General features: G+C 61.8%; 30 protein-coding genes and 1 pseudogene. 15 read left to right on the top strand and 16 right to left on the bottom strand.

Annotated elements, in window-relative coordinates; genetic code table 11:
* The first annotated feature begins 5 nt into the window (after positions 1 to 5).
* Positions 6 to 881 carry a polysaccharide deacetylase family protein gene (locus tag H8A92_RS06315; protein ID WP_229194968.1) on the top strand — a complete coding sequence of 292 codons (876 nt, stop codon included), beginning with the start codon at positions 6 to 8 and terminating at the stop codon, positions 879 to 881.
* Positions 882 to 887: 6 nt separating this feature from the next.
* Here H8A92_RS06315 and H8A92_RS06310 read toward each other — a convergent pair whose 3' ends face one another.
* The 5 genes and pseudogenes from H8A92_RS06310 to H8A92_RS06290 all read right to left on the bottom strand — a co-directional run bounded on the left by H8A92_RS06310 (position 888) and on the right by H8A92_RS06290 (position 4,069).
* The gene (locus tag H8A92_RS06310) at positions 888 to 1,574 is read right to left on the bottom strand and encodes a TetR/AcrR family transcriptional regulator (RefSeq protein WP_229194967.1); all 687 of its coding nucleotides are present in this window, start codon (positions 1,572 to 1,574) and stop codon (positions 888 to 890) included.
* The gene (locus H8A92_RS06305) at positions 1,571 to 2,125 is read right to left on the bottom strand and encodes a flavin reductase family protein (RefSeq protein WP_229194966.1); all 555 of its coding nucleotides are present in this window, start codon (positions 2,123 to 2,125) and stop codon (positions 1,571 to 1,573) included. The genes H8A92_RS06310 and H8A92_RS06305 overlap by 4 nt, the downstream gene beginning before the upstream one ends.
* A gap of 10 nt (positions 2,126 to 2,135) precedes the next feature.
* Positions 2,136 to 3,311: an acyl-CoA dehydrogenase family protein gene (locus H8A92_RS06300; RefSeq protein WP_420831294.1), complete on the bottom strand. Its 1,176-nt coding sequence runs from the start codon at positions 3,309 to 3,311 to the stop codon at positions 2,136 to 2,138.
* 422 nt (positions 3,312 to 3,733) lie between these two features.
* A pseudogene (locus H8A92_RS06295) lies at positions 3,734 to 3,841 on the bottom strand (GNAT family N-acetyltransferase); the annotation flags it as partial.
* 60 nt (positions 3,842 to 3,901) lie between these two features.
* Positions 3,902 to 4,069, bottom strand: coding sequence for a hypothetical protein (locus H8A92_RS06290; RefSeq protein ID WP_229181338.1), 168 nt, complete (start codon positions 4,067 to 4,069; stop codon positions 3,902 to 3,904).
* 710 nt (positions 4,070 to 4,779) lie between these two features.
* Between H8A92_RS06290 and H8A92_RS06285 the strand changes: the two genes are divergently transcribed.
* A complete protein-coding gene (locus tag H8A92_RS06285) occupies positions 4,780 to 4,965 on the top strand; it encodes a hypothetical protein (protein WP_229194964.1) in 186 nt (61 codons plus the stop codon).
* Between the two features lie 93 nt (positions 4,966 to 5,058).
* On the opposite strand, the gene H8A92_RS06280 is transcribed toward H8A92_RS06285, so the two are convergent.
* On the bottom strand, positions 5,059 to 5,475 hold the full coding sequence (locus H8A92_RS06280) for a hypothetical protein (protein WP_338026505.1): 417 nt from the start codon (positions 5,473 to 5,475) through the stop codon (positions 5,059 to 5,061).
* A 99-nt stretch (positions 5,476 to 5,574) separates the two neighbouring features.
* On the opposite strand from H8A92_RS06280, the gene H8A92_RS06275 reads away from it, so the two are divergent.
* Complete coding sequence (locus tag H8A92_RS06275; RefSeq protein WP_229195014.1) at positions 5,575 to 5,835, top strand: hypothetical protein; 261 nt, start codon at positions 5,575 to 5,577, stop codon at positions 5,833 to 5,835.
* 25 nt (positions 5,836 to 5,860) lie between these two features.
* Here H8A92_RS06275 and H8A92_RS06270 read toward each other — a convergent pair whose 3' ends face one another.
* The gene (locus H8A92_RS06270) at positions 5,861 to 6,214 is read right to left on the bottom strand and encodes a phasin (protein WP_163158000.1); all 354 of its coding nucleotides are present in this window, start codon (positions 6,212 to 6,214) and stop codon (positions 5,861 to 5,863) included.
* A gap of 228 nt (positions 6,215 to 6,442) precedes the next feature.
* Between H8A92_RS06270 and H8A92_RS06265 the strand changes: the two genes are divergently transcribed.
* A complete protein-coding gene (locus H8A92_RS06265; protein ID WP_229194963.1) occupies positions 6,443 to 6,628 on the top strand; it encodes a hypothetical protein in 186 nt (61 codons plus the stop codon).
* A gap of 12 nt (positions 6,629 to 6,640) precedes the next feature.
* Here H8A92_RS06265 and H8A92_RS06260 read toward each other — a convergent pair whose 3' ends face one another.
* From H8A92_RS06260 to H8A92_RS06250, 3 genes are all read right to left on the bottom strand, one after another.
* Complete coding sequence (locus H8A92_RS06260; protein ID WP_229194962.1) at positions 6,641 to 6,844, bottom strand: hypothetical protein; 204 nt, start codon at positions 6,842 to 6,844, stop codon at positions 6,641 to 6,643.
* A 132-nt stretch (positions 6,845 to 6,976) separates the two neighbouring features.
* A complete protein-coding gene (locus tag H8A92_RS06255; protein ID WP_229194961.1) occupies positions 6,977 to 8,110 on the bottom strand; it encodes an alpha-hydroxy acid oxidase in 1,134 nt (377 codons plus the stop codon).
* Positions 8,111 to 8,273: 163 nt separating this feature from the next.
* Positions 8,274 to 9,293: a GlxA family transcriptional regulator gene (locus H8A92_RS06250; protein WP_229194960.1), complete on the bottom strand. Its 1,020-nt coding sequence runs from the start codon at positions 9,291 to 9,293 to the stop codon at positions 8,274 to 8,276.
* A 63-nt stretch (positions 9,294 to 9,356) separates the two neighbouring features.
* Here H8A92_RS06250 and H8A92_RS06245 point away from each other — a divergent pair, with 63 nt between their 5' ends.
* From H8A92_RS06245 to H8A92_RS06230, 4 genes are all read left to right on the top strand, one after another.
* A complete protein-coding gene (locus H8A92_RS06245) occupies positions 9,357 to 10,070 on the top strand; it encodes a hypothetical protein (RefSeq protein WP_229194959.1) in 714 nt (237 codons plus the stop codon).
* Entirely contained in the window at positions 10,070 to 11,362 is a 1,293-nt protein-coding gene (locus H8A92_RS06240; RefSeq protein WP_229194958.1) for an MFS transporter, read from the top strand. Before H8A92_RS06245 ends, H8A92_RS06240 begins: the two co-directional genes overlap by 1 nt.
* 94 nt (positions 11,363 to 11,456) lie before the next feature.
* Positions 11,457 to 12,143, top strand: a complete 687-nt coding sequence (locus tag H8A92_RS06235) for a YqcI/YcgG family protein (RefSeq protein ID WP_229194957.1) — start codon at positions 11,457 to 11,459, stop codon at positions 12,141 to 12,143.
* Complete coding sequence (locus tag H8A92_RS06230; RefSeq protein WP_229181329.1) at positions 12,140 to 12,460, top strand: cupin domain-containing protein; 321 nt, start codon at positions 12,140 to 12,142, stop codon at positions 12,458 to 12,460. Before H8A92_RS06235 ends, H8A92_RS06230 begins: the two co-directional genes overlap by 4 nt.
* 23 nt (positions 12,461 to 12,483) lie before the next feature.
* Here H8A92_RS06230 and H8A92_RS06225 read toward each other — a convergent pair whose 3' ends face one another.
* A complete protein-coding gene (locus H8A92_RS06225) occupies positions 12,484 to 12,666 on the bottom strand; it encodes a hypothetical protein (RefSeq protein WP_163157983.1) in 183 nt (60 codons plus the stop codon).
* A gap of 25 nt (positions 12,667 to 12,691) precedes the next feature.
* On the opposite strand from H8A92_RS06225, the gene H8A92_RS06220 reads away from it, so the two are divergent.
* Positions 12,692 to 12,877 carry a hypothetical protein gene (locus H8A92_RS06220; protein ID WP_016847356.1) on the top strand — a complete coding sequence of 62 codons (186 nt, stop codon included), beginning with the start codon at positions 12,692 to 12,694 and terminating at the stop codon, positions 12,875 to 12,877.
* 152 nt (positions 12,878 to 13,029) lie between these two features.
* Here H8A92_RS06220 and H8A92_RS06215 read toward each other — a convergent pair whose 3' ends face one another.
* From H8A92_RS06215 to H8A92_RS06200, 4 genes are all read right to left on the bottom strand, one after another.
* A complete protein-coding gene (locus H8A92_RS06215) occupies positions 13,030 to 14,292 on the bottom strand; it encodes a CaiB/BaiF CoA transferase family protein (RefSeq protein WP_229195013.1) in 1,263 nt (420 codons plus the stop codon).
* 312 nt (positions 14,293 to 14,604) lie between these two features.
* Entirely contained in the window at positions 14,605 to 15,027 is a 423-nt protein-coding gene (locus tag H8A92_RS06210; protein WP_229181328.1) for a GFA family protein, read from the bottom strand.
* Positions 15,028 to 15,393: 366 nt separating this feature from the next.
* The gene (locus H8A92_RS06205; RefSeq protein WP_229194956.1) at positions 15,394 to 15,969 is read right to left on the bottom strand and encodes a DUF6456 domain-containing protein; all 576 of its coding nucleotides are present in this window, start codon (positions 15,967 to 15,969) and stop codon (positions 15,394 to 15,396) included.
* Between the two features lie 108 nt (positions 15,970 to 16,077).
* Positions 16,078 to 16,638: a GcrA family cell cycle regulator gene (locus H8A92_RS06200; protein WP_229194955.1), complete on the bottom strand. Its 561-nt coding sequence runs from the start codon at positions 16,636 to 16,638 to the stop codon at positions 16,078 to 16,080.
* Positions 16,639 to 16,765: 127 nt separating this feature from the next.
* Here H8A92_RS06200 and H8A92_RS06195 point away from each other — a divergent pair, with 127 nt between their 5' ends.
* The 3 genes from H8A92_RS06195 (at position 16,766) to H8A92_RS06185 (ending at position 19,163) form a co-directional block, all read left to right on the top strand.
* A complete protein-coding gene (locus tag H8A92_RS06195; RefSeq protein ID WP_163156165.1) occupies positions 16,766 to 17,404 on the top strand; it encodes a LexA family transcriptional regulator in 639 nt (212 codons plus the stop codon).
* Between the two features lie 163 nt (positions 17,405 to 17,567).
* A complete protein-coding gene (locus H8A92_RS06190) occupies positions 17,568 to 17,843 on the top strand; it encodes a hypothetical protein (RefSeq protein WP_229194954.1) in 276 nt (91 codons plus the stop codon).
* Between the two features lie 165 nt (positions 17,844 to 18,008).
* Positions 18,009 to 19,163, top strand: coding sequence for an OpgC domain-containing protein (locus tag H8A92_RS06185; protein WP_229194953.1), 1,155 nt, complete (start codon positions 18,009 to 18,011; stop codon positions 19,161 to 19,163).
* Between the two features lie 9 nt (positions 19,164 to 19,172).
* Here the strand turns inward: H8A92_RS06185 and H8A92_RS06180 are convergent, their stop codons facing one another.
* Positions 19,173 to 20,477, bottom strand: coding sequence for a glycoside hydrolase family 3 N-terminal domain-containing protein (locus tag H8A92_RS06180; RefSeq protein ID WP_229195012.1), 1,305 nt, complete (start codon positions 20,475 to 20,477; stop codon positions 19,173 to 19,175).
* Positions 20,478 to 20,719: 242 nt separating this feature from the next.
* Here H8A92_RS06180 and H8A92_RS06175 point away from each other — a divergent pair, with 242 nt between their 5' ends.
* The 3 genes from H8A92_RS06175 to H8A92_RS06165 are packed head-to-tail and all read left to right on the top strand — an operon-like array spanning position 20,720 to position 24,517.
* Positions 20,720 to 22,204 carry a DUF4153 domain-containing protein gene (locus H8A92_RS06175; protein ID WP_229194952.1) on the top strand — a complete coding sequence of 495 codons (1,485 nt, stop codon included), beginning with the start codon at positions 20,720 to 20,722 and terminating at the stop codon, positions 22,202 to 22,204.
* A 25-nt stretch (positions 22,205 to 22,229) separates the two neighbouring features.
* Positions 22,230 to 22,922, top strand: coding sequence for a response regulator transcription factor (locus tag H8A92_RS06170; protein ID WP_229194951.1), 693 nt, complete (start codon positions 22,230 to 22,232; stop codon positions 22,920 to 22,922).
* 2 nt (positions 22,923 to 22,924) lie between these two features.
* Positions 22,925 to 24,517 (top strand): ATP-binding protein, encoded by a 1,593-nt coding sequence (locus H8A92_RS06165; RefSeq protein ID WP_229194950.1) that lies wholly within the window; start codon positions 22,925 to 22,927, stop codon positions 24,515 to 24,517.
* Positions 24,518 to 24,670: the final 153 nt, after the last annotated feature.

Here is a 24,670-nt window from a genome sequence, read left to right as displayed (position 1 = left end):
TCGATATGAGCTTTACTGATCGCATTCCCTATCAGGCACAGGTCGATCGACCGAAACTGACATTGCCTCACGGCAAGAAGCTTGCCGTCTGGGTTATCCTCAATGTCGAGGAGTGGCGCATCGGGAGCGCGATGCCGCGTACCGTGCTGAGCCCACCGATGGGCCAACCTCTGCTGCCCGACGTGCCGAACTGGTCGTGGCATGAATACGGCATGCGCGCCGGCTTCTGGCGACAGTTCAAGGCATTCACCGATCGCAAGATACCGGTGACGCTGGCTGCGAACGCCAATGTCTGCAACAGCTATCCACGCGTGGCATCTGCGGCGCTAGAGGCGGGCTTCGAGTTCATGGGCCATGGGTTCGTGCAGGGTCCGATGCACAAGCTGGAAAACCAGGCGGATGCAATCAAGCATGCGGTCGACACCATTGCCGGATTTACCGGTAAGCCACCGCGGTCATGGGAGAGCCCGGGCTTGACCGAGACTGAAGAGACTCTCGATCTCCTGCGGCTCAACGGAATCGAATACGTGGCCGATTGGGTAATTGACGATCTACCTCAGGACATCGCCACGCCGCACGGAACGGTGACGACGATTCCCTATTCCGTCGAGACCAACGATATCGTCATTCACGCGCTACAGCACCTTCCATCGGAGCAGTTCCTGACGCGCTGCACCGACCAATTCGATCGGCTGTACCTCGAAGGTGCGGAGAACGCTCGGATCATGGCGATCTCCGTGCATCCTTATATCACGGGAGTGCCGCATCGAATCAAGTACCTGGAGGCCTTGCTCGATTACGTCATCAGTCACGACGGCGTGGCGCTGATGACGGCGAGCGAGATCGGAGACTGGTATCGGGGTCAGATGGCGACAAGGTAGCGCGGCTCAGCCGACGACCTTGACCGGCGTCCGCCGACGATCGGTCGCGCTCTCCGCCATCCTCTCGAATCCAGCGAGGAAGATATCCAGCGCATCGCTGATCATTTGCGCCTTGTCTTCCAGGACTGGCGCTTCGTAGATGTACTTGCGCACGCCATAATAGAAAATGCCGCCGTGAAACACCCAGGCCAGCTCCAGTTCCGCGGCGCCGGGCCTGCTCTGCGTCGCAAGGCCGGCGTCGTGGCGGCACTCCCTGAGAATTCGGGTCAGGATCTTGTCCTTGACCATGCCGACATACCAACGATTGATATCGAGGCCCTTCAGGCCGGAGTAGAGATAGATTCTCAGCCATTTTCGGTTGAAGATCGCATCCGTATAGATCTCGTAGAATTCCTGAAGCCGCGCGCGGAGTGGGCGCGATCGATCCGACAGCAACCTCTCCCAACCGATTTCAAGGGGCTCAAGATATACCTTGCGGTAGACCTCTTTGATGAGATCGTCCTTGCTCGGAAAGTAGCGATAGAGCAGCGGCTGGGTCACACCGAGCTTCCGAGCGAGCGCACGCGTTCCACCGCCAAATCCTTCCTCCGCAAAGAGCTCGGTTGCCTTGGCGACGAACTCATTGCGACGATCGTCAGCTGATAGTCGCCTCTGCTTGGCACGAACGCGCTTGCCCGGCGTCTTTCGATTCATGATGCCTTGTCACCAGCGTCAGCCAGGAACCTGCCAAAGCCTCCCCGCGCGAACAACAGCGGACTGTTCCGGTTGTAAGCGTAAGCTTCCACCGCGCCCAGGAAAATGACGTGATCTCCACCATAGTAGCGGTTTGCAGCACGGCATTGGAAATTTGCGACCACGCCGGCAAGCACAGGCGCATTCCCGAGACCTGGTGTCCAGCTCACGCCCGCGAACTTGTCACCCGACGATTTGGCAAATTGCATCGCCAGCGCCTGCTGCGACGCATCAAGAACGTTGACCGTGAAATGGCTGGCATTTTGGAAGGTGGCCAACCCCTGCGAAAATGTCCCCAGGCTCCACAACACCAGCGGCGGATTGAGCGACACCGACGCAAACGAATTGCAAGTAATCCCGTACGGTCGCCCTTCGAGTGACATCGCCGTAACGATCGTCACACCGGTCGCAAACGTACCAAGCGCATTGCGGAAGTCACGAGGATCAATCGTCGAGCTGTCGCTCGAGAGCTCACTGGCTGGATCCGGCGGGTGCTTGGGCGAGTCGGACATCCCGCTGACCTCAAAGCGTCAGGTTTTCAGACGGCAGCCCGAGAGCCACCCGCCCGTAATTGGTGCCAGCCGCATCGAAATTGAAGGCGAGATGCGAGTTCACCGCATGCGCATCGCGGAACTGGCGCTGCAATGCACCCGAGGTGAACAGGCTGCGCGCGCCGCTCGCCGCAAATAGAACAGACACCGCTTCCGTGCACAGATTGACCGCAAACGCGCCATCGCGCCGGAGCTTCGTCTTCGCCGCAATGCTCGGGATATCTCCACGCCGGACCTCCGCAAGCACGTCAACGCAGTTCGTGCGCATGATCAGCCGCGCGGCATCTATCTTCGCCGATGCCTCGGCAATCTTGATCTGGGTACTCTGCAGGTCCCCGATCTTGGCCCGGTTATAGGTCGAGGCGCGATGCCGCGCGATCTCGACATAGTCGTCAAGACAAGCCTTGGCATTCCCGAGACCGACTCCAGACAGCACGTAGGGGAACAACGAAAATACCGGTAGCATGTAGAGCGCATTCGGATTGACGACACTGCCCGGCGTCGCACCACCGGCAAGTTCACTGACGGCAACCGTCATGTGCTCGGGAACGAATGCGTCAGTCACCCGCACATCGTTCGATCCGGTTCCGCGCAAACCAGCCGCATTCCAGGTATCGTCGATGCTGTAATCTCGTCTGTTCAGCAGGAATAGTCGATACTCGACACCATCGGCCTCGTCGTCCGAAGCAACGACGCTCGCGAGCATGTTCCATCCGCAAGCTTCCACTCCTGACGAGAACGGCCAATGACCACTCAGGACATATCCGCCACTTGCCTTCCTGGCCCGGCCTGCCGGAAAGACAAAAGAGGAAGCGATCAGCGTGTTCGGATCTTCGCCCCACACCGCGCTCTGCGCCTCGGGCGCGAACATGCCGAGCATCCAGTGGTGACTTGCCAGATTGGCAAAGTTCCAGGAAACCGAAGCATCGCCCTGCCCCAGGGCCTCGGCGCAGTCGACCAAGGCAACATAGTCGAGTTCGCTGCCCCCGACGCGCTTGGGCTGCAGGATCCGGAAGAGGCCGCTGTCGTGCAGATCCCGCGCGGTTTCCGGCGGCAAGCGGCGCAACTCTTCGGTCCGCGGCGCGCGTTCACGCAAGGCCGGAGCAAGCGCTCCGGCTCGTGCGACCATGACCGAATAGCGTTCCATATCTGGACTTGCTGGCACCTTCGCGTCGAGCCCGCGGCGAACCTCAACCATGGTCTCTTCCTTCGTTTCGATCTCCAGGACATTTGCGCGTGCGATCGAGCCGTGCGGGTCAGTTTATCGATCGATCACCAGAGATCAAGACGGCAGAGCTGAATCCGGTGAAATCGACGATCAGGGAAGCGCGGCAGCCGCTGCGTCGGGCCCATTGAAGAAGCGCTCGCAGCGATGCTTCGTTCGCTCGGGTCCGGCGATACTGACAACTCTCTCGCCAGGATTCAATGCGAGTTCGAAGCTCCCGCGAATCGCTGCCTATGGAGGGCTGCAATCACTGGCTCAAAACGCAAAAAGCGCCCGGTGGCTATTCGGCCACCGGGCGCTCCATGTCGTCGCTTTTTTGCGTCAGCCCACCCGCCTCACAGGATCTAGCCGAGCTCCTTCCGCCAATACAGCGTGTGCTGCCATGCCCAGGGCGAGACAGGTTCGAAGAGCCTATACCCTTGTCGGATAAAGTTATTGGCTGAGAAAATATTGAGCGCGCTTCTCGTATGACTCCTCGCAAGCGACCGGATTTGTGTAATCGTCTTGGCCACTCACTTCTCCTGCCAATCGGACGGGAGAAATTCACTCGGGGCGGTATCGATGCAGTCCGTCTCGGGATCAGGTAGTGCCGAACGAAATGCGATTGTTGGAAAGTCCGTCCGCTCGAGGTCGGGACGTGAACGCCGACGGGGGATGAACTGAATGATTTCGGCGCTCATGCTGCGGTCTCCCACACAGCAATGGCAACCAGGCCCGCCAGCGCGAGCGACATCAAATAGGCGGTCATGCAAAACCTCGTTGTCGGGCGGTCCGCGCGATGCGGCCATGGAATGAATGTGCGGCAGATCGCGCAGCGGGCGGCGATCTTTGGGGCGCGAACCTTATCCCTGACGAGTGGGGCCGCGAGCGGCGCCGGCTTTCGCCGCGCCGCAGGGCCGGTGCGTTCGCGCGCACCGGCCAATTCGTGATTGTTCAAGAGGTTCGGACGGCGGCTCGCTTGCGACGCTCAGGCAACGGGCTGGGAGGATGTGGCGTCGTGACGGTGCGGCCGCCGTCCGATTGGTGAAACGGCAAAGAAAAAGCCCGCCGCGGATTGCTCCGCGCGGGCTCAACAATTTCTGATTTTCGGATTATGTCCCTGAGTTGCCCGACGTGTCAAACCCTTTTTGCGAGCTGAATACGATCGGTAAAATATGATGCATCGGCTTCGACGGTGAGAAACCGCCTTGACCGAAAGTCTGGGTCTGATCCGGGAATCGCAACACGAGCCGGCGCCGATCGCCTTATGCTTGTTGCGATGATGTCAGTGTGCCGCTGAGTTGCCCGACGCGTCAAGGGACAAAGCAGCTTACAATTGATCGACCTCAGGACAGTTTTGGCTCGCGTCGGTCGACCCGTGCCGTAGTGTAATTGCTAGGAGGAAGCGCCGATGTATTTCGTTGCTGCCGTGCTCGCGGTCCTGTCCGGCCTGTTCTACGCCGCGGGCCATCATGAGATCGGTTCGATGGGTACCACCATGTGCCAGTATGGCGGCATCTTCTGCGACAGTCCGGTGCTCGTACTCGTCGGCGCGGGGTTCGCTGCGGCGTGGGGCATGCTCGTCAGCGTTCGCTGATCACCAGCGGTATTGCCGACGATGATTTTGTGCCGCTGATTTGCCCGACGAGTCTATCTCCGCCCTTTGTGCCGGGTGCATCGACGCCTCGCATCATTGCGCAGGGATCGGGTTAGCCGGTTGAGCGGGCTTGGGACCCGGTGGAGCCGGCTCAATCGGCGCCTTTGGCTCGGTCGGCATCACCCTCGCACCGGCAGCGCGTGCTGCCTCGCCGGTCGTTGAATAGTTGGCGGAAGCGGCCGGCTGCACCTTCGGCTTGCTCCACGGACCGTGGTCGACGATGAGCATTCCCAACACACCGAGGATCGCAACCACGGCTGCAATCAACAGCGGCGTACCACCATGCCGGTTTCGCTGCTTGACCGAATAGCCATCCGCTATGCCATGCGCATGCACTCTCATCATCATCTCCTCCGTGGAGACAAGCCGCGCCCCGCGTGCAAGTTTCCAGTTCCCCGAGAGAAAGCGAGGCATGCCGGTGGAACCAATCCATGGCTGCTGAATTTTCACGATATGTGGCCGTCAGCCGTTGCTCAAAGCGCGCGCACGCGCGGATGACCCGAGGCGATGGTCACCTTGGCCTTCAGTGAAATGGCGGCACCACGGCACATGAGCACCGAAACACCGGAATCCCCACTTCAGCCCACACTCGGTGAGCGAGCAATCGACACCGCGACAGACGTTTCGCGCACCATCACAGAGGTGTCGGATGGACTTCGAGCGGCCACCGATCGCCTCATCGAGGCGATCGCAAGCTCGCGCCGGCCAGGCGGAACCCTGGCCACGGTGAGCGCGGTCACGCGCGAAGCGCCGCTCGCAAGCCTGTTTGTCGCGTTTCTGCTCGGCTTCGCTGTCGCGCGCCGACGCTAGTCGCCGATGCGCTGCGAAGGCCGCGCTAGAATTTCCCCTTCGCCGCGTCTTTGGTCGCGGACATCACGCTTCCGCTGATCTGTCGCATATGTTCGCCGGCATTGGTGAACTGGCTGCGCAGGAATTCCGACTGGATCCGCATCGCCTCCTGCAGATCGGTCGCATGCACGAGCTTGCGCGCATGCTCGAACGCCGCCTTCATGTTCTGCTCGGTGAACGACAGCGCCTGCTTGGAAATCTCGGTACCCGTACCCGGCATCGCCGTCATCGACTTGCTCGCGGCATCAAAGAACAGGCTGAAGGCCTGTTCGGCCTGGTCGATGGTCTTTTCCGCGAGATCGCGCAACTCCGCGGGAACTTCAAGCTTCGGTTCAATCATGATCGCGCCCCTGCAATAAGCGTCCAATGAGGTTAGCATAGTTTGCGACGCCGTCAGCGCCGTATCGCCGACCAGGGACGGACCTCACTCGCTCCGACTATCGAGGAAAAATTACCTAGCCGCGACCAAACCACGCCGCGGCCGATTCCAATCATGTCAGCACTGTGGCATAATGATTCGGCCTCGTTGTTGGTCGCGTTCGCGTCTCTTGGGGAATAAGGGGATCCGATGCTGCGCGCCGTTCGTCCAACACCGACCTGCACCCGATTCAAGACCAGCATAGAGATGCCGTGCATGAAGTGCGGCGCACAAATGCGGCTCGCTCTGATCGAGCCGCGCGACCAAGTCTACGACGTGCTGACCTATCAGTGCACGCCGTGCAACTCCGGCGAAAGCTTCCTGAACGCGCGCTAGGCTGCGGCCCTTTTAGTCGCCCAGCACCGCGGCTCCCGCCTCGGTCAGCGCAGGCTCGTCGTCGTGCAGTTCGACCAGGCCCAGCTCCGTGAGGAGGCGCAGATCCTCGTCGCTGACCGGTGACAATTTGAGCCTGCGAGCCTGGATATCGCGGAGAGTCCAGCGCAAGCCGATCGCGCGTTCAAGCGAAAATTCAGCGAATGGATTGGTTGCCATTCGCTTCGACTAACGCGGCATTTGGATCAGACTTTGTCTGAGCCGCGGCGGCTTCGTGAACGCCACAGGTTGATGGCGCACGCGATCGAGGTGTTCCGCACCCCGAACGCGTCATGCCTCTCTCGCAGCCGCTCAATAACGATAGGGGTCGATATCGAGCAGCGGGAATGCGCTGAACACGCTCGGCAGATTGGTCGGCATCGCCGGATGCAGGTAGGACTTATCCAGTTCGGCAAAGCTGGTGACGCCGAGCAGCCCAAGGCAGCGGATCACCTCGTCCTCGAGCAACTCAAGCATGCGAACGATCCCCGCCTCGCCGGCCGCGGCGAGCGCCCAGCATTGCAGGCGGCCGATCCCGACCAGGTCGGCGCCCGAGACGATGGCCTTCACGATGTCGGTGCCGCGGCAGATCGAACCGTCGACCATGATCTTGGCACGGCCGGCGACCGCCTGAACGATCTCGGGCAGCACATGCATGGATCCGCGGCCATGGTCGAGCTGGCGTCCGCCATGATTTGAGACGTAGATCCAGTCGACCCCGTGATCGAGGGCGATCCTTGCATCTTCGGCAGTGGCGATTCCCTTGAGTATCAGCGGAATCTTGAACTTGTCCTTGATCAACTTCACCGTCCGCCATTCCAGCCCCTTCTGGAAATCGCCGCCGGTGGCGCGGATGCGGCTTTCGCGGACGTAGCGCTTGGCGATGTCTCGCTCGCGCCGGCTGTAATGGGCGGTGTCCACCGTGAGGCAGAACGCGGCGTAACCATTGTCGATCGTACGGCTGACCACATCCTCGACGAAGGCATCATCGCCCCGCACATAGAGCTGGAAGATGCGCAAGGCGTCAGGCGCCGCCTTGGCAGTGCTCTCCAGCCCAGGCTCGGACACCGAGCTCAGCATATGCGTGGCACCGAACGTTCCCGCTCCGCGCGCGACGGCCGCGCCCGCATCCGGATCGAAGATCTCGAGCGCACCGACCGGAGCGATCATCACCGGAAGCCGGAGCTTGCGTCCAAATAGCTCGGTGGAAGGATCGACATTGATGACGTTGCGCAGGACGCGCGGCCGGAATGCGATCTCGTCGAGCGCCATTCTGTTGCGGCGCATCGTGGTCTCGGTCTCGGAGGCGCCGACGATGTAGTCCCACGCGTTCTGGTTCAGCCTGGTCCGGGCCTTTTGCGCGAATTCGTGCAGGTTCTGGAATTCCTCGCCGCTGGCGCCGAGTTCGACATTGCGCGCCTGCCGAATGGGGGTCCCGTCATTCATGGTGTTTCTTCTCCCGATTTGGCCGGCACATTAGCCGCAGACAAACCGGAAAAGCTACCACCTGAGCGACGAATCCGGTCAGCGAAGAACAGCTATTCGCTTGCGAGATAGATCCGCTTGCGACGCGATGCACCGCGTCCGAACCGAGCTCGCCTGAGGCGAGCTAGCTGCCCGAGAACCGGTTTCGGTACTCGGTCGGCGACACGCCGAGGTGGCGCAGGAAGGCCCTCCGCATTCGTTCGTCGTCGCCGAACCCCGCGCGCTTGGCGACCTCCACGACCCCGCCGATCTGCCGGCTTTCCAGCAGCAGGCGCGCTGTCTCCACGCGCAGCGCCTCAACGCCGCTCGCAGGTGTCATGCCGGTGCGGCTGACATAGGTCCGGGCGAACGTGCGCGGCGTCATGCCGGCCTTCTCCGCGAGCGTCTCGACCTTGAGATCATCAGTGATGTTCTCGATGATCCAGGCATGCAGCGCGCTGAAGCGGCCTTCGACGTCCGACGCCTGGGCCGCAAGGACGGTCGAAAACTGGCTCTGACCGCCGGGTCGCTTCAGGAACACGACAAGCCTGCGCGCGACATCGAGCGCGGTGGTGTGGCCGAAATCCTCCTCGATCATGGCGAGCGCCAGATCGATGCCGGCGCTGACGCCGGCCGACGACCAGACCCGTCCGTCCTTGACGAAGATGGCGTTGGGCTCGACGCGGATATTCGGGAAGCTGTCCTGCAGACGGGGACAATAGCGCCAATGCGTTGCAGCCCGCTTGCCGTCCAGAATTCCTGTCCAGGCCAGCGCAAAGGCGCCGAGACATACCGACGCGATACGGCGCGCCTTCGGCAGCGCCTCCGCGATCCAGTTCATCAACTTGGTGTCGTTGCGGATCTTCCAGATGCCCGGCCCGCCCGGGATCACCAGCGTGTCGACCCCGGCGGGCGCAAGACTGTCGATCGGCGCCGTGTCGATCATCATGCCGACATCGGTCGGCACCAATCCGCCTGAGGTCGACAGATAGGACAGCGAATAGCCGGGCCCGGGCAGCTCAATCGCCTCCAGCTCTGCGAACACCTGCGCCGGACCCGAGATGTCGAGCAAGGTCACACCCGGAAAGGCAACGATCGCGATCGATCGCATCGCTTTCGTGTCGCGCGGCTCCGGCCGCGGCGCTTTGGCAGTTTTCGAGGGCATATTGTCCTTTAAGCCATTCGAGGCCGCCCTGTATAGCTCGCTATGGAATTCTGGAGTTCTGCCATGTCGCGAAATCTGGGCAGCGGGTACCAGGCGATCAAATCGCCGTGGACGGATTACGCGATCTACAGCTTACCGGATGCCTCCCGGATCGAAGCCTGCGACCGTCAGCCGCTGATGGACGCCATGAACGGCATCATTGCCGTCAACTGGCAGGCCACTGAGCCGCACTGGACAGCAACCTCCTCGCCGTTCGACCGGAAGTACAGCCTGATCCTCGTCTATGACGGCTCCGGGCTCGTAGCCTTCTCGGTCTACCGCATCCTGCAGATGTCGGCCGGACTTGGAATCTATCGCAGCGGCACGGAAGTGCTCCCGGCGCACCAGGGCCGCGGCTTCTACGGCTTCTTCACATTGGAAGTCCTGAAATGTTCGGGCGCCGCCGAGAGAGCCGACGGCAACGTGCTCTACGGCTGGCGGACCCGCAATCCGATCGTCTGGGCGGCGAACGCTAAGATTTGCGAAAAAGTGTCTCCATCGTTGCTCGATGATGCGCAAGATCCGGCGTTGCAGGCCGCCTGTATCGAGATGTGCACCTCGCTCTATCCGGGCAAGCCGCTCGAATTGCCCGACATGATCATGCGTGGCGCTTACGGCCATATTAAGCACCATCGGCAGGCCTATCATGGCACCGCATTGCTGGTCGATGCCGCGATGTCGCGCAAGATTCCGAATTCAGCGGATGCCCTTTTCTCGGTCGGCTACGCGAGGGTTTGATGTCGGTGCTCGGACAACAAGCAGTTTACGCCCCGACGTCGCGATTCACCGATCGCGCTTATCTCGCCTGGACAGCGGTCGCCATCGCCTACGCCATCGCCTTCCTGCAGCGCGTGTCGCCGCAATCGATAAGCCTCAGCTTCATGCACGATTTCAACACCGACGCGGCCGGTGTTGCGATGCTCGCCTCGAGCTACTTCTGGGGCTACACCTTGATGCAGATCCCGGCCGGCCTTCTGGTCGACCGCTACGGTGTCAAGCGCGTCGTCCTCGTCAGCATGGTCGCCTCGTCGCTCGGCAGCGCGGCGTTCGCGCTCGCACCCAATCTGCTCGATGTTTTTGCTGCGCGCCTGATCGTCGCCTGCGGCGATGCACTGGTGTTTACCGCACTGCTGAAGCTGGTCGCGCAAAGCTTTGCGGACGAACGGTTCGGCATGATGTCGGGCATCTCGCAGGTCTCCGGCTATGTCGGAGGCGTGATCGCAACCACGCCGCTCGCGGCCGCGGTCTCCGGGTTCGGCTGGCGCGCCTGCTTCCTCTTCATCGCCTGCATTGGCCTCGCCAACCTCGCCTTCGCCAAGCTCGCGCTCAAGCCCGATCCGGCCTCGCAGAGCAACAAGACGCTGAAGGTCATCGTGACGGCTGCGCGGCAAGCGCTGGCCCACATCGCGAACTGGGGTTGCGCGATGACGTTTGCATCGCACTTCGCGGTCGTAACGACGCTGTCGGGTGTCTGGGGCATTCCGATGGTCGCGCATTTATTCAATATCTCTCCGACCGCTGCGGGCACACCCCTGCTCGCCTTCATGATCGGCAACGCGCTCGGCTCGATCTTCCTCGGTCATGCCGCCGATCGCGCCGCAGCGGCGCTCGACCGCGCGTTGATCGGCATCTGCGTGTTGCGCATGCTGCTGATCGCGATGCTGCTGCCGCCGATCGCCCAGACATTTGGCCTCGCCTACGTCACCGTCGTGTTCACGGCCTTAGGCCTCATCGCCGGCGGCACCGTCCCGCTGGTCCTGAAATGCGTCAAGAAGCTCTACACCACCGACCTGATCGGTGTCGGTGCTTCCGTGAACACCACGGCTGCGGGGATATTCGCCGGCATCTCACAGCCCATCATCGGCTTCGCAATGCTTGCCGCGAGCCACGCCTCCGGGACGGACGCCGTGCACAACAAGGCCGTGATCGGCGACGGCGGCTACAGCGCATTGATTGTCATTCTGCTTCTCATGTCGCTGCCGGGCATTGCCGGACCGCTGCTGATGAGAAGCAAGTTGATAGCTCGTTAGTGTCGTTATGAGTGTAGGGGGTGTTATGGAGCGCTTGTTCTTGAGAAAAAGCGAAGTTGCGTCAACCTTTCCGGTCAGCAGCTGGCAAAGCGTGATGTTCTCCGAGTTTGAAGCGCAGATGAGCAGCGAGGCAAGACCGTTTCCTTGCGTATTCGGGGTGACCGGGCATCGCCAGGATCAGCTCCGCTACCTGTTCCTCGACCCGTATGACGTCGCGGTGCTCGGCGATCAACTCGCACAGTATGTGTCGGAGGCCCGCTCGTTCGGCCCCAACACCTCGTTGATCGTTTTCACGCGGCCTCGCCCGGTGCAGACGCTCGACGCCTATTATCGCAAGATGTGGCTGACGCTCGACCAGCTCGCGCGCCTGGACAAGACCCCCTGGCCATCAGAGATTCCGGAGCAGATCGACCACCCGATGTGGGAATTCTCGTTTGCGGGCGAGCCGATCTTCGTGGTCTGCACGACCCCCGCGCATGTGATGCGACAGAGCCGCCGCTCCAGCGCCTTCATGCTCACGTTCCAGCCGCGCTGGGTGTTCGAGAAGATACTTGGAACCGAAAAGGCGGCGGCTGCCGCGTTCGCCGAGGTGCGCAAGCGTTTGATCCCTTATGACAGCGCGAGCCCCTCTCCGCTCCTTGGCCGCTACGGCGCAACCGAGGGCCGCGAATACAAGCAGTATTTCCTGCATGACGACAACAACGCGAGCGGTGGCTGCCCCTTCGCCAAGCTCGCGCAGAACAAGACGCCAGCTATCGCGAACAAGGAACAGGCAGCATGACCCAGATCATCGCAAGCACGAAGACCGAATTTGCCATCGACCGGGAGATCCTGAACCTGCTCCCGGCCCAGGGCTCCGTCGAGCTGCAGCATGATGCTGCCGGCAAGGTGCATCACTTCCATACTCATCCGGTCGATGAAATCCTGATGATCATCAGTGGCCGGCTGAACTTCATCTGGGACGGCGGTGAGCGGGTGGTCGGCGCCGGCGACACCATCATGCTGCCTGCCGGAACCCGGCATCAATCCGAAGCGCTCGAGGGTGGCGCAATTTACGTGATCGCGACGCAGCCGCCTGCGAGGGCGATGAACAACTGACATCCAGGGAAAACGCGAACACCTCAGGACAGTGAAGGATCGCGCGGCGGGTCAACCGCCAAACGTTCGACCAGCTCGATGACCTCGGAACGCTGGTCGGGCGCAAGTCGAAGGAAAGCCTTCAGCAGTCGCAGGCTTTCCAGTGTTTCGCTCGATGGAGCTCCGAGCTTTTTCTGCAGCTCTGCAACATATGTGGGATTTTTCATCTCGCACCTTAAGTGAGGATTACGAATGGCATACCCAGGTAAACGTGAAGGCTTGGCCCAGAAGGTCGACACCGCAGCGCAAGAGGCCGAACGCCTCGGCCTCACCACGGCAACCCTGATACTCAGGATGGCACGCCTCGAGATTGATCGGGCGGAGCCCGAAGAAGTTGAAAGTATGCCAAGGAACAACTTGCGCAGCAAGCCGAACTGAGCTCCCTAAACCGGCCGGTTCCGGCTCGTACGCCGCCGGCACGCGCCGGGGGCCTGTGACGTCCGAACGACGTCGGGCGAGGCGAGAGGCTTTCCTCTCGCCCGCTATGGGGTGGTTTCGCGAATATCTGGCTTTGGTGCAGGATGGCCGCGCTAGCCGGTATTCCCTGCTTTGCCGAACGCGCCCGCCTCCGCCAATGCGGCGATGCGCCGATCGTCGTAGCCAAGCGTCTTGCTCAACACATCGCGTGTGTGCTGACCGAGCAGCGGAGCCGCAACGGGATCGACCGTCGGCGTCAGGCTCATATTGACCGGCGACTCGATGTTCGGAACCGAGCCGGCAGTTGGATGTGCGATGTTGCTCAGGCGATCGCGATCGCGCACCTCGGGTGCGTTGAATCCTTCCTCGACCGTGCGCAGGTAGCCAACCGGGATGTTGGCCTTCTTCATCTTGGCCATCCAGTTCTCGAGCGTGTCGCTCGCAAACACGCTGGCAATAATGGCGCGCAGCTTCTCCTTGTTGGCGGTACGATTCTTGCGGTGAGCAAACTCGGGGTCGGTGACGAGATCCGGGCGCTCCAATACGTCGGTCACGAGCCGGCGATAGAGCCGGTCGTTGGCGCAGGCCATGTAAAGCGGACCATCCGACGCCCGGTAGACGCCGACGGTCGGCGAGCCGTTCGGAGAGTTGCCGAAACGGCCGGGATTGTTACCGTTGATGAGATAGGCCATACCGTAGAAGCCGGTCATCGACACGGCGGTGTCGATCAACGCGACCTCGACCTGCTGGCCGCGACCAAGCCGGTCGCGCGCAATCAGTGCCAGCAGGATGGCGTTGCAGGCCGACATGCCCGTTGCCATGTCCACGATCGGCGGACCGGTGCGCACCGGCTCGCCATCAGGAAAGCCGTTGAGCGACATGAAGCCGCTTTCAGCCTGTGTGATCGGGTCGAAGCCTGGTCGTAGGGCGAAATCGCCTTTGCGGCCGTAGGCCGAGATGGAGCAATAGACCAGCCGCGGATTGGTTGGCGCCACCGACGCATAGTCGAGACCGAATTTCTTCATCACGCCGCCGGAGAAATTCTCTACTACGACGTCGGCCTTGGCAATCAACGCGCGTGCAACGTCGAGCGCGGCCGGATTGTTGAAATCAAGCGCAATGCCGCGCTTGTTGCGGTTGAGGCTTAGATACGCCGCGCTCTCCCCACCGATTTCGGCGTGCTCGTAGGCGCGCGTGTCGTCACCCCCGTCGGGATTCTCGATCTTGATGACCTCGGCCCCGAAGTCGGCCAACGTTTGCGTGCAGGCCGGGCCGGCAACGACGCGGGTGAAATCGACAACCAGCAGGCCATCGAGCGCCGTCGGAACTCCCTCCCCGCGCGGCGTGCGCTCCGGCAATTCTGGTCTGGTCATGATCTGACGCTTCCTCTGTTATTTTGTCAGGCGAAATACCGCGGCCATTGGTAAGACCGGCACAGTTCGCCTTTTAGCGGAAGCCTATCACCAAAACCAAACCCGGATTTTGCAGGGCGGGACCTTCGTCTGACATGGCTGTCAGCGACCATGAGGATCCGGCGGTGCCAGCAGCACCGGCACGGGTCGGACGACCGGAACGTCAGGGAAACGCTGGACAACGGATATTTCAAGGCGTCCGGTTGGTGAAAGAACGTACATCGGCGGGTAGCGACGCCCTGTCGCTACCCGCTTTCCCCATCGGGAGCAGTCGCTCTATTCGGCGATCACTTCGCCGGAGCCGCCGAACTCGGCGGGGAAATCCTTCAGCTTCGGCAAACCATCGCGTATCGGGAGCACCGCCTCGGAATAGTTGACATGAACGCCGGGGCTGAATTTCAGCGTCGGGATTGTTGCCGTGAACACGTCGACAAGCCCGAGCGTCGGGTGATTGGTCATCAGGTGACCGCCGCATTTGGTGCAATATTTGCGCTGGCTCATCGCGGTCTTTTCGAATGTCGCGATATGACCGGCGCCCTTGGTAACCTCGACCGCCTCGGGCTTCCAGAGGCTGAACGCATTCACCGGACCGCCGGACCAGGAACGGCACGAACGGCAATGGCAGTAGCCCATCGCCTCAGGCTCCCCCGTAACCTTGAGTTCGACGGCGCCACAAAAGCAGTTTCCAGTGTGATTCATCGGTCGCTTCTCCTTGGGTGAATTAATCGGACTCCGCGCCGGCATCGACCCACGTTACTCGTGATGTTCGCGATGCAGGATAAGACATAGGCGGGGGTAGCCGCTGCGAACTCCCTTGTGGACGTACCAGACCATCGCCCGCACAAGAGGCAATCACACCGCGCTCGAATGCAGGCAGGTCGTCGACGCGCGCGAAGTTACATGAGAGTCCGCGCCGCTGTCGACCACCTTCGACACACACGGTCGGGCGTACCGCTCATTGCAGACAGATATGGAGCTCAGTGTGAGGCAAAGCACAGTGATACGATGTGACGAGCTGTGCCGGATGCCTGCCCGGCAACCGGCACGTGAGCACATCACTCCAGATCAGCATTGCCGGTCCTTCGCGGGAACCCGGTTCGCCGTGGCAAGCCCGTACATCAGCGCCAACCGATCCAGACATTCCTTGAGACGCCGCGCGAAATAGTCCTGCCAGCGCTGCGTGCGCAGTCCGCGCCGCTGCCCAACCTGCTCCATGGTCATGCCGAGAATCAGGACGTCATGCACCAGCGTCGAACCATCGGCACCGAGCTCATGCTCGGCGCGATTCAAGCGCAGGGTCGCCTGGCGCTGCCCCTCGGTGATCGCCTCACGTTGCTGACCGCCATCGACGTATTCCCGTGTCGTATCCACCGCACGAGGGCCACGCTCGGCTTTCTCCCAGTCGTTCTGGAAGGCCCGACCGCTGCGATACTGTGTGTCGTCGATCTGTCGGTGCGCGTGCAACCGGCCGAGCGGATCGTTACGTATCGAGCGGAACGCAACGATCTTCTCGCCCGACTCGAGCGCAAGGGGATCGTCGACCGCGACTGTCGCCACCTCGGCATTAAAGGGCAGATCCTGGGAGCGTCGATCGTGCATTCCAGCGGGATCGTACGGCTTCCGGCGTTTTGGGCGCGGCATTGGTGACCTCCAAAATGTCTGATGATGAGCGCGCGGCACCTTCCGCGCGGTCGCGGTTGCGATTGCGATTGCGGACTGAAGTCTCGTCGATCGAGAGATGATCGTGCCTCAGCTGGCCCCAACGGCTTGAAGCCAGGCATCGTTCAGGACCGGCCTCGCCGAGGCCTCGGGATCCCTGCTCAAGTCAAAATGCGGAGCGCAGTAGCTCGAGCCCGACCGACATGGATGGCCACAGAAGGTCATGGTCTCGCCTTCGACATCCCCGCCATAGGGATAGCGGCAGTCCCCGCGTTTCAGATCGTGCAGCGAAAGGTGCCGCGGCGCGACCGCAGCGCAACGAAGTTGCGGCATCTCCACCATTTCAGTGAAATTTTTTGGCCAGCGAAGCAGATCAGCCTTCAGTTCGGCCTGCCCTTCCCGCAGCCGCCCGATCCACGGGAGCTCCGGCACGGACGGCCTGGGTGGATCGAGGTGCCCAGGCAGGGACGGCTCGAACCGGTCGAGCCCCGCCAAACCCATGCGCTGCGCCCGGCTGAGGGCCGCATTGCGTGTGTAGGCCGTATTGAAGGTTGCGTTGATCGCGTCAGCGATTTCCGAATAGGACAAGCCGCGGGCGCGCAGGTCCTGCAAGGCAGCCGAATGCTCCGGCAGCCAGTTCATCATTTCCATTCCAAATTCCCATTTTTGTCATTCCGCCGGCGCCTCGCATACCTTCCGATATTCCGAAGAAAAAGTCAAGCTTGATTTCTGATAATCGTAACGGTAGTAATGTATCGGGGTTTGGAAAGGACGAAACATGCTAGACGCGGCACTGATCGAACGGGCACTGGAAAAGACCGGGAAGAGCAAAGGCGGGCTTGCCCGCGCAATGGGGGTTCGGGCCGGGGCGGTGTCCGAAATCCTGTCGGGAATACGGTTGATCAAGGCATCGGAAATCGCCCCGATCATGGAATATCTGGAGCTGAACTCGGTGCCGATCGTGGGCCGGGTCGGCGCCGGTGCCTCGATCCAGCCGGAGCTTGAGCAGGTCCCGCCGGAGGGGCTCGGCGAGATCGAGCTTCCGTTTCCGATGACCGAGGAAACCGTCGCTTTCGAAGTTTCGGGCGATTCGATGCTGCCGAAATACGAGAACGGCGATGTCATCGTGGTGTACCGCGAGCAGCGGTATCCGCTGTCGAGCTTCTACGGCGAGGAAGCCGCGGTTCGGCTGAAGAGCGGCGAGCGCTATCTGAAGACGATCGAACGCGGCAGTTCTTCCGGCACCGTCAACCTCAAGAGCTTCAATGCCAAGCCGATCAACGGCGTAAAGCTCGAATGGATCGGCGAGATCTGCGTCACCCTGCCCCGCGGTCAGATCGAACGGCTGCGCGGCAAGACGGCGGCGAAGGGCCGCAAATCTGGCCGGTCACAGGGCGGACGGTCGTCCGAGAAATAGCGGGGCTGCGTCGGGGGGGCGGCCTGGCCGATTCGGATGCCTTCGGCCCGAATCGTCAGAGCACCCCACGCCGAAATTTCCGGTTATCGGCAATTTCTCTTGACTTAATTCCGATTATCGGAAATACTGGCCTATGAAAGTCAACGCATCGAACTGTCAGGCAATGCAGTATTTTGTCGTGATGATCGACTATGGCCGCCGTGGCCGCGAGGCGATCGTCGATCCCGAAATGACCCGGCGCGAGGTCGTCTCGCGCGTTGCGTCGGGGGAATACACCAACATCAGCTTCATCCACGAGGTCGCCGAGCGCTCGGTTGAGGATGTCACCGACGACATCCTCGCCGAGGCTGCCCTGCCGGAAATCCCCCTGACCGGCACCAATCTGCAGGCGAATACGCTGGATCACGCCCGCGATCTGCGCAAGCACGAGCCGGTCTGAGGTCGCTCAATTGGCGATTGCGAAAACGTGATCTTTCTTGAACCGGCCACTTGGCCGGAACCCGAAACGGACTAGATAGGGCTCACGCAGAGTCTATTCGGACCGGGCGCGGGTTCCCTTTAGATTGGCGTTTCGTTTTCTCGGGCCGGCAGTTTTCAGCTTCAGATGACTTCGACATTAAATCCCGAGATCGCGCGAGCCGATGGCGATCTCAGGATCGCGCTGCTGCTTGGCATCGCGAACTGGTTTCTGTTCCTCGACCACGTTCCGCACAATTTCCTCAGCGCGCTGACGATGCGCAATTTCGGCTTCAGCGGCGCGACCGACCTTTTCGTCTTCATCGGCGGCTACGCGGTGACGCTCATCTACGCCAGGATGGCGCTGGAACGCGGCTTCGTGGTGGCTGCAACCCGCATCTTCAAACGCGTATGGCAGCTCTATGCCGCCTATATCGTTTTGTTCGTGATCTATGTCGAGTTGATCAGCTATGTCGCCGCGCGGACGGCGGCACCTGAGATCATCAGCGAATTCAACATCACGGGCTTCATCGACCACCCGGTCCGGACCCTGATCTACGGCTTGTTCCTGCAAGCCAAGCCGCTCAATCTCGACGTGCTGCAACTCATCATCGCCCTGATGGCCTTCCAGCCGGTTGTCGTATTCGGGCTGCTGTACGTACCGAATGCGACGCTTCTCGCGTCGGTGGCGCTTTACGCGACCGCCCGCCTCCTCGACTGGAACCTGACATCAGATCAGTACGGATCCTGGTATCTTAATCCATTCTGCTGGCAATTGCTGTTCGTGATGGGTGGCTGGCTCGCGCTCATCGGCACGCGCTATGCTCCCGCGATCCGCGCGATGCAGGCCATTCCCGCGCTGCGCGCCACGGCCTTGCTGTACCTGCTGTTCGCACTGACGATCGTGTCCAGCAGCGAGATTCCGGCACTCGCCCAAATGGTGCCGAGCGGGCTGAGCGACGTGCTCCTGCAGAACGATCGGGAAGATGTTGCCCCTCACCGCATCCTGCATTTCCTGACCCTGACATTCCTCTTCACCTGGCTGGTGCCGCGAGACTGGGAATACCTGCGGTCTTGCGCCTTGCAGCCTGTCGTCAAATGCGGCGAAGAATGGCTGGCCGTGTTCTGCGCCGGCGTGTTCCTCTCCTTCGCCGCGCATCTGATCCTGATTACCGGCCCATACTCGCTGGCAAGGCAGGTCGCCGTCAGCATCGCCGGTATCGCTGCGATGACCGCCGTCGCCTATTACGTCTCGTGGTCGAAGCAGCAGGATAACAAATCGGCCGTCGGCGCCCATTCCTGAATCTGGAGCCTAATCGATCAGCAGTGCGCGCCGCAGCCGCGTCTCGCTCTCGTGCAACATTGCACCGTCGAGGCCCCCGCGCGCAGCTGCATCGGTGGCGCAAGCGAACAGGCGATAAAACTGCAGGCCGTCATAGGCAACCAGCAAGAGATCGACGCCTGCGTTCAATGCCTCCACGACCGCGATGCAGACATCGTGTTGATAGATCGCGCCCATCACCAGATCATCCGTCATGACGATGCCCTGGTAATTCCAGGTCTTCCGGATCAGCCCATCGACGACGGCTTTCGAATGCGACGCAGGCCGTCCGGGATCAAGCGCACTCACCGCCACATGCCCGACCATCAGGCGCGCTCCGGTCGTTGCCAGCACGTCGCGGAACGGACGCCAGTCGGACGCCTCGAGTTCGGCGGACGGCGTATAGAGATCGGCAGTGAAATGATGCGTGTCGGCACGCACGCGCCCCAATCCCGGGAAGTGCTTCACGGTGGCACCCACGCCCGCAGACTCGAGGCCTTGGATATAGGCGCCGGCGATCGCGCTCACCTTGGCCGGATCATCGGAGATCGCGCGCTGATTGATCAGCGTATTGAAGTCGAGCCGGTTGCGCTTCGCCGCTGGCCGGAGATCGAGCACCGGCGCAAAATTCAGGTTGATGCCGAGCGACGCCAGCTCCCGTCCATGGATGCGGCCGAACTCCTCAGCCTTTACCCTTTGCTCGTCCGGCGGCAGCTCGGCCAGCGTGGCAAGCGCGGGTAACCTCGTCAACGGCGGTGCGAGGTGCGAAACGATGCCGCCCTCCTGATCCGTCGCGACCGTCAGCGGCGGCAGCCCCGCCGCACGGCGCCTGGCTTGTAGCCCTGCAATTTCTGCCTTCAAGGCGTCAGCCGTCCTGCCGGCAATGTTGCGCCGGGTCACATAGATGCCCGCAACGAATCCCTGCTCCGCCAGCTGCGCGACCTCGTCGAACGATCGGTAGCCCACGATGAAATGCTGCCCGAGGGACCGCGCGAGAACCGGTTCGGTCTGGAGAACACGATGCTTCCGCACTTCGAACACTCCGTGCGCGGCCAGCATCGCCAGCGGCGGCAGGCACCACAGGATCACCAGTAGCTTCCCTGACGACGCCCGCCGGCGCCACGCGCCGCGACGAATCAGCAGGAGCACGACCGCGCTGCTTGTGACGACGAAGAGGACATTGCCTGTCCCACGCAAGGGGACCAGATACGGATCGTTGTTGTTGATGCCCGCGAAGACGAAGACGAGGCCTGCGATCCAGAGCAGGGTAATGCCGACGCATTTGCTGACTTGCATGGGGACCACGAGGGACTGAAGAGGCCGAACGGCTTCGTCCCTATCAGACGAGACTCGTCGGCGCGAGCCGACAAGGCGCGTCTGCACGCCATCTGCATAAAAATCCTGAACACCTGCTGGTCGCGCTCCAGCCGTTTGCACATGCACGCGTCAAGGTGAGCCAAGCAGCGGGTCGGATCCCATACCGGAGCAAGGGACTCCGCCCGCTTCAGCCTGCGCATCCCTTCGATCCCGAGGTCATCATGACAAGCCTTGCGCCACCAGAGACCAAGCCCCAATCAATCGACAGCAATCTGCCGCCGGCGAAAATCGCGGTGGTATTTGCCCTCGCGGCACTGGCCGATTGGTTGTTCTACGACCAGCGCCTCGGCCTCTCGGTCGTCATTTTCGCAATCGCGCTGACCTGCGCGTCGCTGATTGTCAACCTCGGCAATCTCGAGCATCGCCGACTGCTGCTTGCCGGGGCGATCGCGTTCGCCGGGCTACTGCCAGCGCTCGAGGAGCTCAGCGCGGCCTCCCTCGTCATCATCGCGCTTGCCCTCGGCGCGGCCCTCATGCTGACGACCAATCCTTATCTCGACAGTCTCGTCAGAGGAGCCGCCTGCCTGCTCGAGCTCTATCTGGTCGGCCCCATCAGATTATTCCAGGACTCGATCCGCGCGTTCAATTTGCCCGTGCTCACGAGGAGCTTTACCCTGTGGTGCGTACCATTGCTGCTCGGAAGCCTCTTCGTCCTGCTGTTCATGGCGGCCAACCCATTGCTGACGAAATGGATCAATCAGCTGAACCCAGGCGATCCCTCCTCCTATCTCAGCATCGGCCGTACGTTATTTTGGATCGCGGCATTGGCGCTGGTCTGGCCCTTCATCCACATCCGATGGCGCAACCGCATCGAGGTGATGGACGAACGGCCCCGATCTACCGCGAACGATCCGCCCCGCTCGACCGACCTGAGTTTCTTCGGCCCAGGCACCATCTTGCGCTCGCTGATCCTGTTCAACCTGCTGTTTTCGATCCAGACCATCCTCGACCTGATCTATCTCTGGGGCAACGGCACGCTGCCCGCCGATGTCACCTATGCATCGTACGCACATCGCGGCGCCTATCCTCTGATCATCACTGCGCTGCTCGCCGCGAGTTTCGTTCTGGTGACCATGCGGCCGGGCGGCCCTGCCGAGCGATCGCGTGTGATGCGATCGCTCGTTTACCTCTGGATCGGACAGAATGTCCTGCTGGTCATCTCCGCGATGCTGCGGCTTGATCTCTACGTCCAGATCTACCTGCTCACCTATTGGCGTATCGCGGCGTTCGTCTGGATGCTGCTGGTCGTGCTCGGGCTGGTCCTGATCCTGGTACGCATCGTCCAGCGGCGCTCGAACGAATGGCTGATCCGCGCCAACCTGGTCACATTGGCGATGGTCCTCTACACCTGCTCCTTGATCAATTTTGCCGCCATCATTGCCGACTACAACATCGGTCACAGCCGGGAAGCCTCGGGCAGCGGGGTTAACCTGGATATGGATTATCTGATCCGGCTCGGCCCGCAGGCGCTCCCGGCCATCGACAGGGGGCTCCAGCTCCACTCCTTCGATCCGAACCTTGTTTACCGCCGCAATTGCCTTGTACAAGAGCAACGCGAGCAGATGACCTCATGGCGCAGCTGGGGCTTCCGCAGCTGGCGGCTCCAGCGCTTGCTGGATCGTCAGCAAGGAGCGGCCGCAGGCTAGATTACGTTCGTTTCGGAGTGGACGCGTGACCCACCGCATTCTTATCGTCGACGATGACCTGCATATCCGGGAGGTCATCCGCGTCGCTCTCAAGAAAGCGGGCATGAACGTGGTCGAGGCGCGCGATGGCAAGGAAGCGCTGGTCAGATTTTCAAATGACCGGCCGGATCTGATCGTCCTCGATATCGGCATGCCGGAATTCGACGGCCTCGATGTCTGCCGCGAGATTCGCAAATCATCCGACGTGCCGATCCTGTTCCTCTCCGCCCGCGACGATGAGATCGATCGCGTTCTGGGGCTCGAGATCGGCGGCGACGACTACGTGACCAAGCCGTTCAGCCCGCGCGAGCTTGTCGCGCGCGTCAATGTGATTCTGCGGCGGCTGACGCCGCGACCTGGCGCGCCGGAGCCTGGCGCGCTGACCAAAGGACAGCTCTGGGTCGATGCTGAGCAGCACGTCGCAACATTCGCCGGAATGCCGCTGCACCTGACCGCGATCGAGTTCGGCATCCTGCGGACCTTCCTGACGCGACCGGTGGCAGTCTTCAACCGTGAGCAGATCATGAGCGCCGCCTATCAGCTCAATATCCAGGTCTCCGACCGCACCATCGACAGTCATATCCGCAACATCAGAGCCAAGCTCGCCGCGGTGAATTGCGACAATGTCATCGAGACCGTGCACGGCGTCGGTTTCAAGCTCGGCCGGTGCGAGCCTTAGGCATGACGTCCTTCCGCGCCCGCCAGAAGTGGCGACCGTCGCTCAGCTTCATCATCTTTGCCGTGCTCGCCCTTGTCGCGGTCCTCCCGCTACTTGGGCTATTCTTCTTCCGTCTCTACGACAACCAGCTCATTCGTCAAACTCAGGCCGAATTGATCGCGCAAAGTCGTGTGCTGGCCGTGATCTATGCGCAGGACGTCCGCGCACAGCTTCGCAATGACATCCCGCTCGGCGCCGCAGTTCCAACTGAGGCGCTGCCGGACCCTGGCGATCAGGTGACGCCAATCCGGCCCGAGCTCGATCTTGCCGGCAACGACCTCTTGAGGCGACGGCCCGACGCGCTGCCGGCGACCAAGCCCGCAGACCCGGCCTATGTCGCAATCGGTGCGCGGCTGATGCCCCTTGTGCTGGACACCCAGAAGGTGACGCTCGCGGGCTTCCGGATTCTCGATCCGCAGGGCGTCGTCATCGCGGGACGCCAGGAGGCCGGACAATCGCTGGCCCATATCGAAGAGGTGGCCGCAGCGCTGCGCGGCCAGTATAGCGCAGCGTTGCGCATCCGCGTCCCCGACAAACCTCCGCCTCCGATCTATTCGATCAGCCGCGGCGTCGGCGTTCACGTCTTCTCGGCAATGCCGGTCATCGTCAATGACCGCGTCGCCGGCGTGATCTATGCGTCGCGGACGCCAAGCAATATCTTCGAGCATCTGTATCGGGAGCGTGGCAAGTTCCTGCTCGCCGCGATGGCCGTCATCCTGGCAACAATCGCCATCGGCCTGGTGTTCTCGCGCACCGTCACGCGGCCGATGCGCGAGCTGGTCGACCGCGCCGTGCGGATTGGCCGCGGCGACCGCGATGCATTCAAGCCGCTGCGGCACTATGGCACCCGCGAGCTGGCCCAGCTCTCCGACAGCTTTCTCGACATGGCCCGGCAGCTGTCGCACCGCTCCGACTACATCGCTACCTTTTCGGCACACCTGACGCACGAACTGAAATCGCCGCTGACATCGATCCGGGGCGCAGCCGAGCTGTTGCAGGATTCGTTTCAAAGCGAATCGGATACGCTGACCCGATCCGAGCAACAAAGCTTCATCTCGAACATCCTCGGTGACGTCGAGCGGCTCGATGCGATGAGCCAGCGGCTGCGCGAGCTGGCCCGCGCGGAAAGCGCTCCGCAGAACGAGCAAACCACGCTCTCCGCCGTCATCGAGAACCTGAACAGCCGCTTTCCCGGACGGCTCATCGTGGCCAGCGGTTGCCTCCACCGCCCGATCGGGATCTCCGGCGAGAAGGCGCTGATCGTTCTGGCGCATCTGGCCGACAATGCGTTCCGTCACAATGCGACGTCAGTCCGGATCGAGGCGACCGACGAGGTCTCCACCGTCAAAATGACGGTCAGCAACGACGGCGACCCCGTCTCCGAAGCCAACAGCGACAAGATATTCGACGCCTTCTTCACCACTCGTCGTGATAGCGGCGGCACCGGAATGGGGCTAGCCATCGCGCGGGCCGTCATGGCAACCCATGGCGGCACGATCCGTCTCGTGCCCTCCAGCCGGGGCGTCGCGTTCGGGTTGGAGTTTCCCGCAATCTGATCGGGTCGGATCGGCTCGATGACGATCGCCGGCGCTGCCGCCGGTGCCACACCTGAGGAAATTTCCCGCGTGGTGGACAAAGCGCAGGCGTTCCATTCTCGCGGTAGACCGGATCAAGACTTTCGTCGACGCGCCCGCCCCTTGATCGCGGTT

The organism is Bradyrhizobium acaciae, from assembly GCF_020889785.1.
In the GTDB taxonomy this organism is placed as follows: Bacteria; Pseudomonadota; Alphaproteobacteria; order Rhizobiales; family Xanthobacteraceae; genus Bradyrhizobium; species Bradyrhizobium acaciae.
This window is presented reverse-complemented; position numbering and strand designations above follow the sequence as displayed.

Bases quoted from the DNA above. Each gene is read 5' to 3' on its own strand.
- H8A92_RS06180 (WP_229195012.1), bottom strand. From the start codon at position 20,477: ATGCAAGTCAGCAAATGCGTCGGCATTACCCTGCTCTGGATCGCAGGC.
- H8A92_RS06240 (WP_229194958.1), top strand. From the start codon at position 10,070: ATGTCGGTGCTCGGACAACAAGCAGTTTACGCCCCGACGTCGCGATTC.
- H8A92_RS06255 (WP_229194961.1), bottom strand. From the start codon at position 8,110: ATGAATGACGGGACCCCCATTCGGCAGGCGCGCAATGTCGAACTCGGC.
- H8A92_RS06195 (WP_163156165.1), top strand. From the start codon at position 16,766: ATGCTAGACGCGGCACTGATCGAACGGGCACTGGAAAAGACCGGGAAG.
- H8A92_RS06225 (WP_163157983.1), bottom strand. From the start codon at position 12,666: ATGAAAAATCCCACATATGTTGCAGAGCTGCAGAAAAAGCTCGGAGCT.
- H8A92_RS06285 (WP_229194964.1), top strand. From the start codon at position 4,780: ATGTATTTCGTTGCTGCCGTGCTCGCGGTCCTGTCCGGCCTGTTCTAC.
- H8A92_RS06220 (WP_016847356.1), top strand. From the start codon at position 12,692: ATGGCATACCCAGGTAAACGTGAAGGCTTGGCCCAGAAGGTCGACACC.
- H8A92_RS06250 (WP_229194960.1), bottom strand. From the start codon at position 9,293: ATGCCCTCGAAAACTGCCAAAGCGCCGCGGCCGGAGCCGCGCGACACG.
- H8A92_RS06275 (WP_229195014.1), top strand. From the start codon at position 5,575: ATGAGCACCGAAACACCGGAATCCCCACTTCAGCCCACACTCGGTGAG.
- H8A92_RS06185 (WP_229194953.1), top strand. From the start codon at position 18,009: ATGACTTCGACATTAAATCCCGAGATCGCGCGAGCCGATGGCGATCTC.
- H8A92_RS06300 (WP_420831294.1), bottom strand. From the start codon at position 3,311: ATGGAACGCTATTCGGTCATGGTCGCACGAGCCGGAGCGCTTGCTCCG.
- H8A92_RS06175 (WP_229194952.1), top strand. From the start codon at position 20,720: ATGACAAGCCTTGCGCCACCAGAGACCAAGCCCCAATCAATCGACAGC.
- H8A92_RS06205 (WP_229194956.1), bottom strand. From the start codon at position 15,969: ATGCCGCGCCCAAAACGCCGGAAGCCGTACGATCCCGCTGGAATGCAC.
- H8A92_RS06210 (WP_229181328.1), bottom strand. From the start codon at position 15,027: ATGAATCACACTGGAAACTGCTTTTGTGGCGCCGTCGAACTCAAGGTT.
- H8A92_RS06310 (WP_229194967.1), bottom strand. From the start codon at position 1,574: ATGAATCGAAAGACGCCGGGCAAGCGCGTTCGTGCCAAGCAGAGGCGA.
- H8A92_RS06265 (WP_229194963.1), top strand. From the start codon at position 6,443: ATGCTGCGCGCCGTTCGTCCAACACCGACCTGCACCCGATTCAAGACC.
- H8A92_RS06165 (WP_229194950.1), top strand. From the start codon at position 22,925: ATGACGTCCTTCCGCGCCCGCCAGAAGTGGCGACCGTCGCTCAGCTTC.
- H8A92_RS06200 (WP_229194955.1), bottom strand. From the start codon at position 16,638: ATGGAAATGATGAACTGGCTGCCGGAGCATTCGGCTGCCTTGCAGGAC.
- H8A92_RS06315 (WP_229194968.1), top strand. From the start codon at position 6: ATGAGCTTTACTGATCGCATTCCCTATCAGGCACAGGTCGATCGACCG.
- H8A92_RS06190 (WP_229194954.1), top strand. From the start codon at position 17,568: ATGCAGTATTTTGTCGTGATGATCGACTATGGCCGCCGTGGCCGCGAG.
- H8A92_RS06305 (WP_229194966.1), bottom strand. From the start codon at position 2,125: ATGTCCGACTCGCCCAAGCACCCGCCGGATCCAGCCAGTGAGCTCTCG.
- H8A92_RS06270 (WP_163158000.1), bottom strand. From the start codon at position 6,214: ATGATTGAACCGAAGCTTGAAGTTCCCGCGGAGTTGCGCGATCTCGCG.
- H8A92_RS06235 (WP_229194957.1), top strand. From the start codon at position 11,457: ATGTTCTCCGAGTTTGAAGCGCAGATGAGCAGCGAGGCAAGACCGTTT.
- H8A92_RS06245 (WP_229194959.1), top strand. From the start codon at position 9,357: ATGTCGCGAAATCTGGGCAGCGGGTACCAGGCGATCAAATCGCCGTGG.
- H8A92_RS06290 (WP_229181338.1), bottom strand. From the start codon at position 4,069: ATGAGCGCCGAAATCATTCAGTTCATCCCCCGTCGGCGTTCACGTCCC.
- H8A92_RS06260 (WP_229194962.1), bottom strand. From the start codon at position 6,844: ATGGCAACCAATCCATTCGCTGAATTTTCGCTTGAACGCGCGATCGGC.
- H8A92_RS06230 (WP_229181329.1), top strand. From the start codon at position 12,140: ATGACCCAGATCATCGCAAGCACGAAGACCGAATTTGCCATCGACCGG.